The following is a 14,791-nucleotide window of genomic DNA, read 5'->3' on the forward strand; positions in this document are numbered from 1 at the left end:
TTACCAAGGGAGAAGCTCTTTTTCTATATCCGCTTTTTCCAATTCCTACACCCACGGAAATTTTACACTATCATGGGCGTTCGGATGGATGCCGCTCAAGATTTGCTGGTCACAACGGATCTGAAAGCTTTTGAGATCGCCGAGCGCGTAGGGTTTGCCGATCCGAACTATTTCAGCTTCTGCTTCCGCAAGAAATTTGGCATTTCCCCGAAAGAATATCGTATCGGAGCGAGAAGCTCATGAAGTTGTGGCGTTGGTTCAAACGTCTGTTTCAAGGATTTCATGTTCGTAATATTCAGGTGCTCATTTCTCTATCTTCGATTACGGTTACCGTATTGGCGGTTGTATTAGTCACAATGTTGCTGTACAACCGCTTCTCTAAGGCTGCGGAAGAGAACGCTTACTTAAGCCTGGAGCAAATTATTGAACAGGTTCATTCCAATCTGGAGCTATATGTCAGCGGGATGCAGGATATTTTTGACCTTGTGGAGCTGAAAATCTCCGTTGCTCCCAACTTGCCCACCAACGATCAGCTAGGGGAGCAGCTTCAGACCGTGCTCAGTACTCGGGAGGATCTGGTCTCCATGGCGTTGTTTACCGAGGATGGGAAGCTGGTGCGCAATGTGCCAAGGTTGCCCATGCGGCAAAACACAAGACTCCAGGAGCAATTATGGTTCGAATCGGCGGTTCAGAATCCCGGGAAGCTGCAATTTACTCCGCCGCACATTCAGAACCTGTTCAAATGGCAGTACCGCTGGGTCGTATCCATGAGCAAAACCGTGAACTACCGGGATCAAGGAGAATTGAAGCAAGGCGTATTGGTGATTGATATCAACTTCCGTACCATCGACGAGCTGAGCGGTCGGATCAGCTTGGGCAAGAAAGGGTACGTGTACATCATCGACGCCGTGGGAAATATCGTCTACCATCCGCAGCAACAGCTCATTTATGCCGGGTTGAAATATGAAAATCTGGAGCCGGTGCTGAATTATTCATATGGCCGTTTTTCCGATGAGTTGGAGGGGGAGCCGCGGATTATCACGATTCAGACGGTAAAGCCGGCTGGCTGGAAAATCGTTGGGGTGGCTTATGCAGATGAATTTTTGACGACGAAACGGGAGGTTGGCGACTTTCTGTCCTGGTTTTTGCCTCTGGCTATCGCCATCATTCTGTTCGTTAGCATTTATGTTTCGGCCCGGATTTCGCAGCCGATTCGCAAGCTCGAACGTTCGGTTCAAATGGTGGAACGCGGAGATTTCGGGACGAATGTCTATGTTAGCGGCGCTTATGAGGTCGAGCAGTTGTCTAAACGGTTTAACTTGATGCTGCGCCGAATCCGTGAGCTGATGGATCAGATTATTCAGGAGCAGGAAGCCAAACGCAAGAGTGAGCTGGATGTATTGCAATCGCAAATCAATCCGCATTTTCTCTATAATACGTTAAATTCGGTCACCCGGCTGGCCGAGCTGGGACGGAACGAGGAGGTCGTAACGACGATTACGTCCTTGTCGCGGTTTTTCCGGATCAGCTTGAGTAAGGGGAAACATATCATCAGCGTGCAGGACGAATTGGAACACGTCCGACATTATTTAATCATTCAAACGATCCGGTTCAAGAACAGGTTCCGTTATGAGATTCGGGCGGATGAAGCTGTGTTGAAATGCTCAACCCTAAAGCTGATCTTGCAGCCGCTTGTCGAAAATGCCATTCATCACGGGATCGAAAAATCGGCCGAGGAAGGATTTATTGATATCGAGGCTCGTTTGGATGGGGATAACCTGATCTTCCAGATCCGAGACAACGGTATTGGAATGACCTCGGATACGGTGGAAAAGCTCCTCAGCGGAAACATCCGCAGTGAAAGGGGCTCAGGGGTGGGGGTGCGGAACGTGCAGGAACGCATCACGCTCTATTACGGCCCTGGCTATGGGCTTCATTTCGAAAGTGAACCGGAGGAAGGGACGACGGTCACGATTACGATCCCGGCTGTACAGCCGGATAGTCTGGAACAAGGCGGGATGCAGCCATGAAGCGTAAGCCGAAGTGTATCTATCGGGCAGGGGTCCTGTTAATGGCAGGGGCACTGGTTACGATGTTGACCTCCTGCGGTGGTCCCGGGAGCGGCGCGGATCATCAGCAATTTTTTGACGTGGATATGATCGTCAAGATGGATCGCGGTGATTATTGGAAGACGACCAAGCTGGGAGCGGAGGTTGCGGCCAAGGAGTTTAATGTCCGGTTGAATTTTGTCGCCCCGGAGAACGAAAACGATGTCGACGGTCAAATTCGACTGATGGAAGAGGCGATTGAGCGGCGTCCGGACGCCATTATCCTGGCGGCCTCTGACTATGAAGCGTTGGGTCAGGTGACCGACCGAACCTCCTATTACGACATTCCGGTTATTTCAATGGATTCGGAGGTCGCTTCCACCAAGGTCAAAACTTTCGTAGGGGCCAACAACTATGAGGCTGGCCAGAAGGCAGCCGAACGGTTGGTTGAGCTCACCGGGTCCGTGAGTGAAATCGGGATTATTAATTTTGCGAAAGGCGCTCGTAACGCAAACCAGCGCGAGGAAGGATTCCTGGATTACGTCGCCCGCTTTCCCGATGTCCACGTCGTCGATATTCAATACTGTGGCTCGGACGAGTACCTCGCCTATAAGTTGACGGCGGATATGCTGAAGCGATTCCCGGATCTGGACGGCATCGTTTCGTTAAGCGCCGAATCTTCGATTGGAGCCGGCCGGGCGGTTAACGAGCTTGGATACGGAGGCAAGGTGAATATGATCGCCTTCGACAATCCGCCGGAGATGCTTGAACTCTTGCAGGAGGAGAAGGTACAGGCGATGGTCGTGCAGAACCCGTTTAACAATGGATACATGGCGGTTGTTGCCGCTGTCCAGTCGGCCCGCGGCGAGAAGCTGGAGGATCGCATTCCAACGGATACGAAGTTGATTGATCTGAATAATATGCTGTGGCCTGAAAACCAGAAGCTACTGTTTCCGTTTGTGAAATGATAGCGAAGTTTAGACGGCAATCATGGTCAAGTGTTCTGGAATGAAAGATAGAACGAGCAAACAGCAAGTGATCACCGGGAGTCCGGGGCGCTTGCTGTTTGATGTTTTTTGCGACGATCGCTATAAAGATTTAGATATTCAATTCGACATCATCAGAATTTTGATAGAAAAACCTTAGAATTTTGGATTCGCAAGGTCCCCGAAACCATGCATAATGAAAACGTATCCAAGAGGATATCACTTAAGAAATACACATTCAGGAGGTCAAAAAATATGAAGAAGCTTACAACGGTCATGCTGGCTGCAGCCATGCTGGGAGCGACGATGGTCGGCTGCTCCAACGGCGGCGATAAAGAGAGCAGCGGAGCCAACGGGGGTTCTACTCCTAACGTGGGCGTGGCGATTTACAAATTTGACGATACGTTCATGACAGGTGTTCGTAACTCGATCGAGAAAAATGCCGACGGGATCGCGAAAGTGGACATCGTTGACAGCCAAAACTCCCAACCTACGCAAAACGATAAAATCGACTTGTTCTTAACGAAGAAGACGAATGCCTTGATCGTGAACCCGGTTGACCGGACGGCGGCTGGGGTCATTATCGACAAAGCGAAAGCGAAAGACACGCCGGTAGTATTCTTGAACCGCGAACCGTTGCCGGAAGATATGAAGAAATGGGATAAAGTTTATTACGTTGGTGCAAAGGCGGAAGAGTCCGGTACACTGTCCGGACAAATTATCGTGGACTATTGGAAAGCTCATCCGGAAGCAGATAAGAACGGCGACGGCGTATTGCAATACGTCATGCTGAAAGGCGAACCGGGCCACCAAGACGCGGAGCTGCGTACGCAATATTCAGTCCAAGCCATTGAAGATGCCGGTATCAAGGTAGAGAAAGTTGCTGAAGACACCGCGATGTGGGATCGCGTTAAAGGCCAAGAGAAAATGGCTGCGTTTCTGGCAGCGAATGGCGACAAAATCGAAGCCGTACTTGCGAACAACGATGACATGGCTCTCGGTGCTATCGAAGCATTGAAAGCAGCGGGTTACTTCACAGGCGATAAATACATGCCGGTTGTTGGCGTTGACGCAACGGCACCAGCCCTGCAAGCGCTTGAACAAGGTACCTTGCTGGGGACGGTTCTGAACGATGCAGAGAACCAAGGGAAAGCAGCGGTGACTCTGGCTTCCTTGCTGGCCAATGGCGAAACGATCAGCAAAGACAACGTAGGCTTTGATATCACCGACAATCAATATGTGTGGATTCCTTACCAAAAAGTAACGAAGGAAAACGCTGCTGACTTCAAATAAGAGTACGGCAAGCAGGTTAATCAGCAGGACTTCTCATATTCGCTAGAACAACATGGGAGGTTCGATGCCGAAAGGTACGGACCTCCTGTTTTTTCACAGGGGATAGGAACACAGGAGGAAACGATGCTGTGCCTCTAATGCGGAAGAAATGATCAGGGGGCGAAAACGATGTCTGAATATATGCTCGAAATGAAGGGCATTACCAAGGAATTTCCCGGCGTTAAAGCGCTGGATGGCGTAACACTGCAGGTTCGACCGGGGACCGTTCACGCGTTAATGGGCGAGAATGGGGCCGGTAAATCCACGTTGATGAAATGTCTGTTCGGGATTTATAAGCCGGACAGCGGCGAAATTTATTTGAATGGTCAAAAGGCGGAAATCAACAATTCCAGCGATGCGCTGAAGCTTGGGGTTTCGATGATTCACCAAGAGCTTCATCCGGTACCTTTCCGCAATGTGATGGAAAATATCTGGCTCGGACGTTTCCCGATGAAAGGATGGGGACCCTTCCAATTCGTCGACCATAAGAAGATGTATCAGGATACGGAAGAGCTGTTCAAACAATTAGATATCGATTTGGAACCGGATACGATTGTCGGCAAGCTGTCCGTTTCCAAAATCCAGTCGATTGAGATCGCGAAGGCGGTATCGTTCAACTCGCGAATCATCGTGATGGACGAACCTACTTCTTCCTTGACGAGCGTCGAGGTGGAGCACCTGTTCCGGATCATCAACGACTTGAAGAAGCGCGGGGTGTCGATCATCTACATCTCGCACAAAATGGAGGAGATTTTGCGGATCTCCGACGATGTAACGATCATGCGTGACGGTAAGAAAATCGGGACGTGGCCGGCATCGGAGATGACGACAGACCTCATTATCTACAAGATGGTCGGGCGCGATCTCACGCAGCGGTTCCCGGATCGCCACAACAAGCCTAACGGCGTCATTATGAAAGTGGAGCATTTGACGTCTATTGATCCAAAATCGTTTAAGGATGTTTCGTTTGAACTGCGCAAAGGAGAGATCCTTGGCGTGGGCGGTCTGGTTGGGGCGCAGCGCACCGAGTTAATCGAAGCGTTGTTTGGCCTTCGTGAAATTCAATCCGGCACGATTTCGATTCACGGCAAAGAGGTGAAGATCCGCAGCGCCAGCGAAGCGAAGAAGTACGGCTTGGCACTGTTGACGGAGGAGCGCCGGACGACTGGTATTTTCCCGGTATTGTCTGTTCATGAGAATGCGGCTATTGCCAACATCGATCGTTATGTAACGCCTTTTGGCCTGCTGAATGAACGGAAGAAGAAGGCGGAAGCCAACCAAATGGTAGAGAAGCTGCGGACGAAAACGCCGTCGCCGAAAACGCTGATCATGAACCTTTCCGGTGGGAATCAGCAGAAGGTGCTGCTGGCACGCTGGCTGCTTACCGACCCGGAAATTTTACTGCTGGACGAACCGACGCGTGGGATCGACGTCGGGGCAAAATACGAAATTTATTCCATTATTGCGGATTTGGCACAGCAAGGCAAAAGCATCATCATGATTTCATCCGAGATGCCTGAACTGCTTGGGATGTCCGACCGTGTCATGGTAATGTCCGAAGGCCGTCTGACGGGAATATTGGATGGAGAGAAGGCTACGGAAGAAGAAATTATGCGTCTGGCAGCCCAGCACTAAGGATTTGAAGGAGGAGAAAATCATGAATACAAAGAAACTTCAGAGCTTTGTAACCGAGAATGCCATTTATATTGTCTTGGCCGTGTTGCTTATTGGCATCGCCGCTTATGATCCAAGCTTTATCGGACTCAATACATTGCGTGATATTTTGATTCAATCGTCCACTCGGGTAATCATCGCCCTTGGGGTTGCATTTATCCTTATTACCGGCGGTACGGACTTGTCCGCGGGCCGGATGGTTGGCTTGACGGCGGTCGTCTCTGCCTCTATGCTGCAAGAGGCTGATTATGCCCGGCGCTTTTTCCCGAACTTGCCGGAACTTCCTTTGTTTGTGCCGATTTTGATCGCGATTGTCGTCGGCCTGATTTTTGGTCTGATCAACGGGGTCATCGTATCCAAGTTTAAAGTTCCACCGTTTATCGCGACGCTCGGTACCATGGTTGCCATCTATGGGATCAACTCCCTGTATTTCGATACGGAGCCGAACCAATCCCAGCCGATTGGCGGTTTGCGCAACGACTTTACTACGTTGGGTTCTGGTTCCTTGTTCAGTAACTGGAGCTTCTCGATTCCTTATATCGTCATTATCGCGATTGTGGTTTGTGCGATTGTTTGGGTGATGTTCAATAAAACCCGGCTTGGCAAAAATATGTACGCCATCGGCGGCAACCAGCAAGCTGCGAAAGTATCGGGGATTAACGTCTCCAAAAACTTGATTATGATCTACTCGATCGCCGGGGCGCTTTACGGCTTGGCTGGTGTGCTGGAAGCAGCCAGAACCGGCGGTGCTACGAACAACTATGGGAACATGTACGAGCTAGATGCGATCGCAGCCTGCGTCGTTGGCGGCGTGTCCACCACCGGCGGGATTGGTACGGTTCCAGGCATTATGGCAGGCGTGCTGATCTTTACGGTCATCAACTATGGCTTGACGTTCGTAGGTGTAGGACCTTACTGGCAACAAATCATTAAAGGTGCCATTATCGTGGCTGCGGTAGCGTTCGATATGCGGAAATACGCAAGCAAGAAATAAGGTCTTTTTAGGATGTGGATAGGGCGGCTCTGGAGCCGTCCTTTTTCCATTTTTTTAGCAAGCGGATGGCGTCGAAATATGTTAAAATTTGAGAAGAAACGAAAACTAGATTCGGCGATAGGAAATTCGGCTGGGAGGAGCACGCCATGATGAAGAAGTGGAGCAAAATCGGTTTGTCCGGGCTGTTGGTGGCAGCTTTGGTTTTGGTGATGACGACGAGGCAAGGAGGAACCGGTTTTGGAACGGAAACGGCGCATGCTGCAGCAGCCGCCAGCAACTCCTCGCAGTCGAAGTTACTTGCAGCGGTCTACTTGAAGATCCAGACGGAGAACGCGTCCAAGGTAGTTGAGCTCGTCAACAAGGAGCGGAAGAAAGCGGGTCTGAAGCCGCTGATTGTACATACCAATCTGAGCAAAATGGCCAAAATCAAAGCCATCGACATGTTCAAAACCGATTATTTCAGCCATACGTCGCCGAGTTACGGCTCTCCCTTCGACATGATGGATGCGTTCAACATTACCTACATCTACGCAGGAGAGAATATCGGCAAAGGGCAACGTTCCGCCGAGGAAGTGGTTAAGGATTGGATGGACAGTCCTGGCCATAAAGCGAATATCCTGAACCCGAAATACAAGCTAATTGGCGTTGGATATTATAATGGGTATTGGGTACAGGAGTTTATTGGGAAGTAGAGGGATTCCTTCGCCCTATTGCTGACCGTGAAAAAGAATAACGACCACGGGCCGCTCTTGTCCGCCACTTGTCCATTGATGCGAATGGAAGGAAGACAAGCGGCTCCCAAATGCGGACGTAGACTCCCTTAGGTTCGTTATTCTTTTTCATCAAGCAATAGGACGTAGGAAATGTGGGCAGATGCAGGATAGAGCCCGGCTTGGGAGCTGGGCTCTTTGTTGTATTTTAGCGGAGTCTGGGGAGAGGGAAGTGTGTTTGTGAGTAGTCGGGTGTTGGTCTATTTTGACGGAGGGATTCAACGGGATAATGGGTGCTAACGGAACGGAGAGACGCTATTTGGCGGTTCAGGCGGGATCGGGAACTCTAACGGAACGAGGTGACCTTATTTGGGGGATTGGGGCTGGAGAAGGGCCATCTTGAAGTGAATAACGTCTTCTGGTTCCGTTAGAGCGGGAAATAGTCGGGAAATGGGTAAATAAGGTCTCTACGATATTTTATTGAAACCTCCCGAACTTTGCAGCGTAAACATAAGCATAATCTGATATTTCAATCGGGAGGAAAGAGCAAATGTCCATTTTCAAAAGATTACGCGATTTGACCATGTCTAATATCAACGCTTTGATTGACAAAGCGGAGGATCCGATCAAATTGACCGACCAATATATCCGCGATATGCAAGAAGATCTCGAAGATGCGGAGAAGGCCGTTGCTGCCCAAATCGCGATCGAGAAGAAGTTTAAAGGCTTGTATGAAGAACAGCAAGCGTTGGTTGAGCGGCGCACTCAGCAGGCGCATCAGGCAGCTCAAGCGCAAAACGTTGATCTGGCTCGCCGTGCGCTCGAAGAGAAGAAAGCCGCTGAGGCGAAGATGGCAGAATACAAGGCAAGCTACGAGCAAAACAAGGCCGCAGCTGACAATCTCCGTTCGAAGCTTGAGGAAATGCGCAAACAGCTGACGGAAATGAAGAACAAACGCGAAACGCTGGTTGCCCGTTACAATGCAGCTAAAGCACAAAATGAAATCAACAAGACGATGTCCGGGTTTAACTCCGATTCGGCAGCAAGCGGCCTGAAGCGGATGGAAGAGAAGATGCTGCAAATGGAAGCTCAAGCCGAAGCAAGCAATGAGCTGAACGCGAAGGCGAAATCCTTGGATGAGGAGTTCGAAAGCCTGAACAAGGATGCAGCCGTGGAAGCAGAATTGGCCGAGTTGATGAAGCTCTATGAGGATAAAAAATAAGCGACTTGATTCTAAAGTGAGGCTAGACCAAACATGAGCGTATGGAAAAGACTCGGCAATCTGTTTGCCAAACCGGCGCCGCCCGTCGTGGAGAAGAGCATGCTCACGCTGGCCCCGGGCGACATCTGTGAGGTATCGCTCGTTTCCTACGAAGTGACCGGCCGGGTAGGTAATCGCGGGCGTAACGCGGTGATGCTGACGCTGCAGGACGGCAGTCAGATCCGCTATCTGCTGGTCGAGGATCGTGAGTCGCTGCAGTATCACCTCTATGAGCCGATTGACGGGCGGCTCAACGATCCGACCGAGGTACCGGGCCAGATGGACCTTGACGGAACCCTGTACTATTTGGAAGAAGAATACGGAGGTTATGTGTCGGTGGTTGGCAAGACGCCGTTCCTGCAAGGCGGGGAGCAGCATGTCTGGCAGTACCAGTCAGACGACGGCAAGCTGCTGCGGATCGAGTGGCAGAACGGGCGGTTTATGTTATACGAAGGCGCTAAAGTGATTCCGGCCGACATTAAAGTCATTCGAGCCAATTGAGGCCATAAGTCGTTGAAGCAACTAGGGTTCAAAGCGCGATGAAGCCTGATGAAGCGCGAGAACGAGGTGATCCCCTCGATTCCCGCGCTTTTTTTCGCCAAAAATACACAAAAAAATAACATCCCCCAGGCTGCCCATGCAGTGGAGGATGCTATAAATGGGTTATGCAGGGATCGAACCTGCGACCTGCCGATTAAGAGTCGGCTGCTCTACCAGCTAAGCTAATAACCCTCAAAGTAAGGTTTCTTAAGGACAAGAATTATTATAACTCTGTCGTTTTAAAAATGCTAGCCCTTTTTCGAGAAAATTTGCATCTCTTTGCAAGAAGTTTTATGTTATTTACATAAGTTGGAGAGTGACTCATCGTGAGCGAAATGTAGGACTGCGTGGAAACAGGAGGGATTAGATGAGCAGAACGTCCCGGATTTGGCTATGGGCGGGATTGGCGTCACTGATATCGACTTTAATTCTGCTCGCTGGATTCGTATATGCGGTGTCGGATATTGCCGATCCGTCGGCAGCTGCGGGTCATTCGCCGGCTCCATCGTCCCAAACGGAACCCGCTGTGAAAGCAGGAGCTTGGGATGTGACGGCCATTGGGGATTCCTTGGCCAAAGGGACTGGAGACGATACAGGCAGCGGATTTGCCCGCCGGACGGTAGAACTTTTTAATAAAGAGGGCGCCACGTCTAAACTGATCAACAACTTGGGAATTAACGGTCTGACCACGAAGGAACTGCTGCCGATGCTGGACGATCCCGGCGTGAAATATGCCCTGCAGCAGTCGGGGATTATCCTGTTGTCGATTGGGGGAAATGATCTGTTTGACGGCACGGAGGTATTAACCTCAGGGCAGCAAGTCCCATCTCAGGCGGAAATCGAAGCGGCGATTGAGAAGAGCTCGGCGGATTTTGAAAAAATTGTAGCACATATCAAGAAAATCAACGTGCAAGCGCTCCTCGTCTACGTTGGGTTATATAACCCGTTCAGCGATCTTGAGGGGATGCGCGAAATCGGAAACGATACGGTCGCGCGCTGGAACGCAATGGCGATGAAGACGCTCGGGGAATATGAAGGGACGTTGGTCATACCGACGTATGACTTGTTTACGAATAACGCGGCCCGGTATTTGTCGAGCGACCATTTTCATCCGAACGGGGATGGCTACCAGGCGATTGCCGAACGGATGGTCCAAAGCATCGCGCGCTAATGACGGTATAATGCTGGAGTTTACAATGAAGGAGTGAACGGCATGGGAGCACGGCAGCCGATCATTGCTGAGCAGCCTCAACCTGTCCTCAGGGTGCAGGGGCTTAAGAAGAAAATCGGACGGAAGTGGATCGTCCACGATGTGAACTTTGAGGTGTATGCCGGGGAGATTTTTGGGTTCCTTGGCCCGAATGGAGCTGGCAAAACAACCACGATCCGCATGCTCGTCGATTTAATTCGGCCAACCGAAGGCCAAGTACATATTTGCGGATATCATGTACAGCGGGAACCGGAGCTGGCGCTGCGCTGCGTCGGCTCCATCGTGGAAAATCCCGAGGTTTACAACTATTTAACTGGGCGGGAGAATCTCGAGCATTTCGCCCGCATGATGCCGGGCATCGATGGAAAGCGGATTGAGGAAGTTGTGCAAATGGTTGGGTTGACTGGCCGGATCGATGATAAAGTGAAAACCTATTCGCTTGGTATGCGTCAGCGACTGGGCATTGCCCAAGCGTTGTTAGGCCGGCCAAAGCTTCTGATTCTGGACGAACCGACAAACGGTCTGGATCCGAAGGGGATCAAAGAAATGCGCAGATTCATCCGCCGACTCGCGGAAGAAGGAATGGCTGTATTTGTCTCGAGCCACTTGCTTAGCGAAATACAATTGCTGTGCGACCGGGTGGCCATTATCGGGCGCGGGCGCGTCCTCGCCGTCGGCAAAGTGGATGAGCTGATCCAGGCGAATCGAAGTTATGTCGTCTGGGAGCTGGAGCCTCGGGAACCCGGCGAGGTGCTGCTGCGGTCGACGAGCGGGGTCAACGTGGTCACCGAAGTCGGAAATGTACTGGACGATACGATCATCGCAGGGATTCAAGGCCGGGCGATCGTCACTCAAATGCAGCCGGAATTGATCCCAGGCCTCGTCCAGCGTTTGGTGCAGGAAGGGATCCGAGTGGAGGCGGTGCAGAGAGTGAATCCAACGCTCGAGCAGTTGTTCCTGGAGATGACGGAAGGTGAAAGCATTGAATAACATTCTTCCTTTAGTAAAAAATGAAACGATCAAGATGATCAAAAAGAAACGCTTTTACGTCATCTTGCTCGTGTTGATCGTGCTGGTTCCGATGTTTGCTTATGCCCAGCTGCGACAAGCGGAGGACAAACGGGAGAAGTTCGGGGCGGACTGGCGCAGGGAAGTACAGCAAGCGATCACGGACAACCAGAATTCGCTGGGCAGTAACCGGGTGCCGGAGGAATGGAAGAAATACCGTAAAATTTATATTCAGCAGTTGAAGTATTATTTGGAGCATGATGTGAATCCGCGAGAACCGGGCGGCGTCTCCTTTACCCGGGAGTTCTTGGATAACGCAGCCACACTGTTCATTCCGTTGTTAATTATGGGCGTGGGATCGGATATCGTCTCTTCGGAACGGACGAGCGGAACGGTCAAAATGCTGCTCACCCGGCCGGTAAGGCGATGGAAGGTTCTCTTGAGCAAGCTGATCACGCTGATGATGTTTGTGTCCTTGATCATTGTATCAACCTGTTTGATATGCTATTTAATTTCAGGGTTATTTTTTGGTTACCGCGGATGGGCGCTGCCGGTATTTACAGGATTCCAGCTGCGGGGGGCCGAAGTAGACATTTCGGGTGTGCATGCCGTGCCGCAATGGTTGTATATATTCATGCAGGCCGGCCTGATCTGGTTTGTCAGCGTGGTGGTGGCTGCCCTGGCGTTTATGGTGTCAGTGCTTGTGCGCAGCACATCGGCAAGTATCGTCATTATGATGGCGACACTGATCGCTGGAAATATTTTGACGAACATGGCTTCTTCCTGGACCAGCGCCAAATATTTATTTATGGTGAATCTTGGTTTAACGAATTATCTGGCGGGGACACCGGCTCCGATCGAGGGAATGACGCTGGGATTTTCGCTGGCTGTGCTGGCGATTTGGGGCCTTTGCGCCCTCGTCGTTTCATTCCTTGTCTTTACGAAACAAGATATTTTGAATTAAAATGGACAAAGGCACCAAAACATCTGTTCGACTACTACATACAAAGGTAGACTAAAGAATTAAAGGGGGAGCATGAATGGCCGAACAAATCGATTTGTTCGAGGACGTACCCGGCACGAATGCCGATGGCCCGTCTTCGGGATACGACGCGGACGACATTCAAGTGCTCGAAGGGCTTGTCGCGGTACGCAAACGGCCAGGGATGTATATTGGCAGTACGAGCTCGTCGGGACTACATCATCTGGTATGGGAGATCGTTGACAACGCGGTCGACGAGCATCTGGCGAAGTACTGCACGAAAATTGACATTACGCTGAACAAGGACGGATCGGTCACTGTACTCGATAACGGCCGGGGGATTCCAACCGGCATGCATAAAACCGGGATACCGACGCCGCAAGTCGTTTATACGATCCTGCATGCAGGCGGCAAGTTTGGCGGATCGGGTTACAAGAAATCCGGCGGGTTGCACGGCGTTGGGGCCTCGGTAACGAACGCGTTGTCCGAGTGGCTCGAAGTGGAAATTTATCGGGACGGAAAAATCCACCGGATGCGCTTCGAGTATTGGGTTGATGATAAAGGCATTGAACACGTGGGTGAGCCGGTTACTGGACTTGAAGTGATCGGCAACACGAACAAGACCGGCACGAAGGTAACGTTTAAACCGGATATTCGCGTCTTCACCGGCGGGATCGGATTAAACTACGATACGCTCGCGGAACGATTGCAGGAGATCGCGTTTCTGAATTCGGGCCTGAAGGTGACCTTGAAGGATGAGCGGGTCGGCCGTTCCGACGAGTTTTTTTACGAGGGCGGAGCCAGTCAGTTCGTGGAGTTCCTTAATGACGGGAAGGACGTGCTGCATGATGTCATCCATTTCTATGCGGAGCGGGAGGATATCGAAGTCGAAGTGGCGCTGCAATACAATGCAGGGTACACCGAAACGCTGGTATCGTTCGTCAACTCCATCCCAACTCGGGGCGGGGGAACGCATGAAACCGGATTCAAGACAGCTTACACCCGCGTCATGAACGAATATGCTCGGAAGAACGGCTTGCTCAAGGAAAAGGACAAAAACCTCGAAGGCAACGATTTGCGCGAAGGCATGATGGCTGTCATCAGCGTCAAGATGTCCGAGGTGGAGTTTGTCGGTCAAACGAAAGACCAGCTCGGAAGTGCATCGGCTCGAAGTGCGGTGGAATCGGTCGTGAGCGAGAAAATGGCGGTGTTCCTGGAAGAGAACCCGCAGGTTGCTCAGACGCTGATCAAGAAGGCGGTCCAAGCCTCCAAAGCACGGGAGGCCGCTCGCAAAGCCCGCGACGAAATGCGTTCGGGCAAGAAGCGGAGCGAAAGCTCCAACCTTGGCGGCAAGCTGACGCCGGCGCAGTCGAAGGATTATACGCGCACAGAGCTGTTTATTGTGGAAGGGGATTCCGCTGGCGGTTCGGCCAAGCAGGGGCGTGATTCGAAGCTACAGGCTATTTTGCCGTTGAAAGGGAAGCCGATGAATCCGGAGAAGGCCAAGCTGGCGGATATTCTCAAGAACGACGAGTACCGGGCGATTATTTCGGCGATTGGCGCAGGCATTGGGCCGGATTTCACCCTGGAGGACAGTAACTTCTCCAAGATCATCATCATGACCGACGCCGATACAGACGGTGCGCACATTCAAGTGTTGCTCTTGACGTTCTTTTACCGTTATATGAAGCCGCTGATCGATGCGGGACGGGTCTATATCGCGCAACCGCCGTTGTACAAGATTACTCGTCGTTCCGGCAAGCTGGAGACGGTGAGATATGCGTGGACCGACGAGCAGCTGCAGAACTACCTGAAAGAATTCGGCAAAAATTTCGAGCTGCAACGCTACAAAGGTTTGGGAGAAATGAATCCCGAACAGCTGTGGGAAACGACGATGAATCCGGAAACGCGGACCATGCTGCAGGTGCAGATCGAAGACGCCGCCAAAGCGGAGCGCCGCGTGTCTACGCTGATGGGGGACAAGGTCGATCCGCGCAAGCGATGGATCGTGGAAAACGTGGATTTCACGGAGTTTGAGGAATAGAA

Annotated in this window: 13 protein-coding genes, 1 tRNA gene and 1 pseudogene; 14 read left to right on the forward strand and 1 reads right to left on the reverse strand. The window is 51.3% G+C overall.

The features are described from left to right. Positions 1 to 78: 78 nt before the first annotated feature. The 10 genes and pseudogenes from RW092_RS01975 to RW092_RS02020 form a co-directional block, all read left to right on the forward strand. A pseudogene (locus RW092_RS01975) lies at positions 79 to 243 on the forward strand (helix-turn-helix transcriptional regulator); the annotation flags it as partial. Further along, positions 240 to 2,030, forward strand: coding sequence for a sensor histidine kinase (locus tag RW092_RS01980; RefSeq protein WP_016311898.1), 1,791 nt, complete (start codon positions 240 to 242; stop codon positions 2,028 to 2,030). The pseudogene RW092_RS01975 and the gene RW092_RS01980, both read left to right, overlap by 4 nt. Next, positions 2,027 to 3,016 (forward strand): substrate-binding domain-containing protein, encoded by a 990-nt coding sequence (locus RW092_RS01985; RefSeq protein WP_316009373.1) that lies wholly within the window; start codon positions 2,027 to 2,029, stop codon positions 3,014 to 3,016. Before RW092_RS01980 ends, RW092_RS01985 begins: the two co-directional genes overlap by 4 nt. A gap of 40 nt (positions 3,017 to 3,056) precedes the next feature. Further along, positions 3,057 to 3,194, forward strand: coding sequence for a hypothetical protein (locus RW092_RS01990; RefSeq protein WP_316009374.1), 138 nt, complete (start codon positions 3,057 to 3,059; stop codon positions 3,192 to 3,194). Between the two features lie 95 nt (positions 3,195 to 3,289). Next, entirely contained in the window at positions 3,290 to 4,327 is a 1,038-nt protein-coding gene (locus tag RW092_RS01995; protein ID WP_016311900.1) for a galactose ABC transporter substrate-binding protein, read from the forward strand. Positions 4,328 to 4,495: 168 nt separating this feature from the next. Continuing rightward, a complete protein-coding gene (locus RW092_RS02000; protein WP_316009375.1) occupies positions 4,496 to 6,001 on the forward strand; it encodes a sugar ABC transporter ATP-binding protein in 1,506 nt (501 codons plus the stop codon). A gap of 22 nt (positions 6,002 to 6,023) precedes the next feature. Continuing rightward, entirely contained in the window at positions 6,024 to 7,034 is a 1,011-nt protein-coding gene (gene mglC / locus RW092_RS02005) for a galactose/methyl galactoside ABC transporter permease MglC (protein WP_028537685.1), read from the forward strand. A 146-nt stretch (positions 7,035 to 7,180) separates the two neighbouring features. Continuing rightward, positions 7,181 to 7,726, forward strand: coding sequence for a CAP domain-containing protein (locus RW092_RS02010; protein ID WP_316009376.1), 546 nt, complete (start codon positions 7,181 to 7,183; stop codon positions 7,724 to 7,726). 568 nt (positions 7,727 to 8,294) lie between these two features. Then, positions 8,295 to 8,966 (forward strand): PspA/IM30 family protein, encoded by a 672-nt coding sequence (locus tag RW092_RS02015; RefSeq protein WP_016311904.1) that lies wholly within the window; start codon positions 8,295 to 8,297, stop codon positions 8,964 to 8,966. 33 nt (positions 8,967 to 8,999) lie between these two features. Further along, a complete protein-coding gene (locus RW092_RS02020) occupies positions 9,000 to 9,506 on the forward strand; it encodes a DUF4178 domain-containing protein (protein ID WP_016311905.1) in 507 nt (168 codons plus the stop codon). A 158-nt stretch (positions 9,507 to 9,664) separates the two neighbouring features. Here the strand turns inward: RW092_RS02020 and RW092_RS02025 are convergent. Continuing rightward, a tRNA-Lys gene (locus RW092_RS02025) sits at positions 9,665 to 9,737 on the reverse strand. Positions 9,738 to 9,912: 175 nt separating this feature from the next. On the opposite strand from RW092_RS02025, the gene RW092_RS02030 reads away from it, so the two are divergent. From RW092_RS02030 to parE, 4 genes are all read left to right on the forward strand, one after another. After that, the gene (locus RW092_RS02030) at positions 9,913 to 10,716 is read left to right on the forward strand and encodes a GDSL-type esterase/lipase family protein (protein WP_316009377.1); all 804 of its coding nucleotides are present in this window, start codon (positions 9,913 to 9,915) and stop codon (positions 10,714 to 10,716) included. 42 nt (positions 10,717 to 10,758) lie between these two features. Then, complete coding sequence (locus RW092_RS02035; protein WP_016311907.1) at positions 10,759 to 11,745, forward strand: ABC transporter ATP-binding protein; 987 nt, start codon at positions 10,759 to 10,761, stop codon at positions 11,743 to 11,745. Next, positions 11,738 to 12,727, forward strand: a complete 990-nt coding sequence (locus tag RW092_RS02040; RefSeq protein WP_316009391.1) for an ABC transporter permease — start codon at positions 11,738 to 11,740, stop codon at positions 12,725 to 12,727. Before RW092_RS02035 ends, RW092_RS02040 begins: the two co-directional genes overlap by 8 nt. A gap of 76 nt (positions 12,728 to 12,803) precedes the next feature. After that, positions 12,804 to 14,789: a DNA topoisomerase IV subunit B gene (gene parE / locus RW092_RS02045; protein WP_016311909.1), complete on the forward strand. Its 1,986-nt coding sequence runs from the start codon at positions 12,804 to 12,806 to the stop codon at positions 14,787 to 14,789. The last annotated feature ends 2 nt before the right edge of the window (positions 14,790 to 14,791 follow it).

It is taken from the genome of Paenibacillus sp. 3LSP (assembly GCF_032465655.1).
GTDB lineage: Bacteria > Bacillota > Bacilli > Paenibacillales > Paenibacillaceae > Fontibacillus > Fontibacillus barengoltzii.

Bases quoted from the DNA above. Each gene is read 5' to 3' on its own strand.
- RW092_RS01980 (WP_016311898.1), top strand. From the start codon at position 240: ATGAAGTTGTGGCGTTGGTTCAAACGTCTGTTTCAAGGATTTCATGTT.
- RW092_RS01985 (WP_316009373.1), top strand. From the start codon at position 2,027: ATGAAGCGTAAGCCGAAGTGTATCTATCGGGCAGGGGTCCTGTTAATG.
- RW092_RS01990 (WP_316009374.1), top strand. From the start codon at position 3,057: ATGAAAGATAGAACGAGCAAACAGCAAGTGATCACCGGGAGTCCGGGG.
- RW092_RS01995 (WP_016311900.1), top strand. From the start codon at position 3,290: ATGAAGAAGCTTACAACGGTCATGCTGGCTGCAGCCATGCTGGGAGCG.
- RW092_RS02000 (WP_316009375.1), top strand. From the start codon at position 4,496: ATGTCTGAATATATGCTCGAAATGAAGGGCATTACCAAGGAATTTCCC.
- mglC (WP_028537685.1), top strand. From the start codon at position 6,024: ATGAATACAAAGAAACTTCAGAGCTTTGTAACCGAGAATGCCATTTAT.
- RW092_RS02010 (WP_316009376.1), top strand. From the start codon at position 7,181: ATGATGAAGAAGTGGAGCAAAATCGGTTTGTCCGGGCTGTTGGTGGCA.
- RW092_RS02015 (WP_016311904.1), top strand. From the start codon at position 8,295: ATGTCCATTTTCAAAAGATTACGCGATTTGACCATGTCTAATATCAAC.
- RW092_RS02020 (WP_016311905.1), top strand. From the start codon at position 9,000: ATGAGCGTATGGAAAAGACTCGGCAATCTGTTTGCCAAACCGGCGCCG.
- RW092_RS02030 (WP_316009377.1), top strand. From the start codon at position 9,913: ATGAGCAGAACGTCCCGGATTTGGCTATGGGCGGGATTGGCGTCACTG.
- RW092_RS02035 (WP_016311907.1), top strand. From the start codon at position 10,759: ATGGGAGCACGGCAGCCGATCATTGCTGAGCAGCCTCAACCTGTCCTC.
- parE (WP_016311909.1), top strand. From the start codon at position 12,804: ATGGCCGAACAAATCGATTTGTTCGAGGACGTACCCGGCACGAATGCC.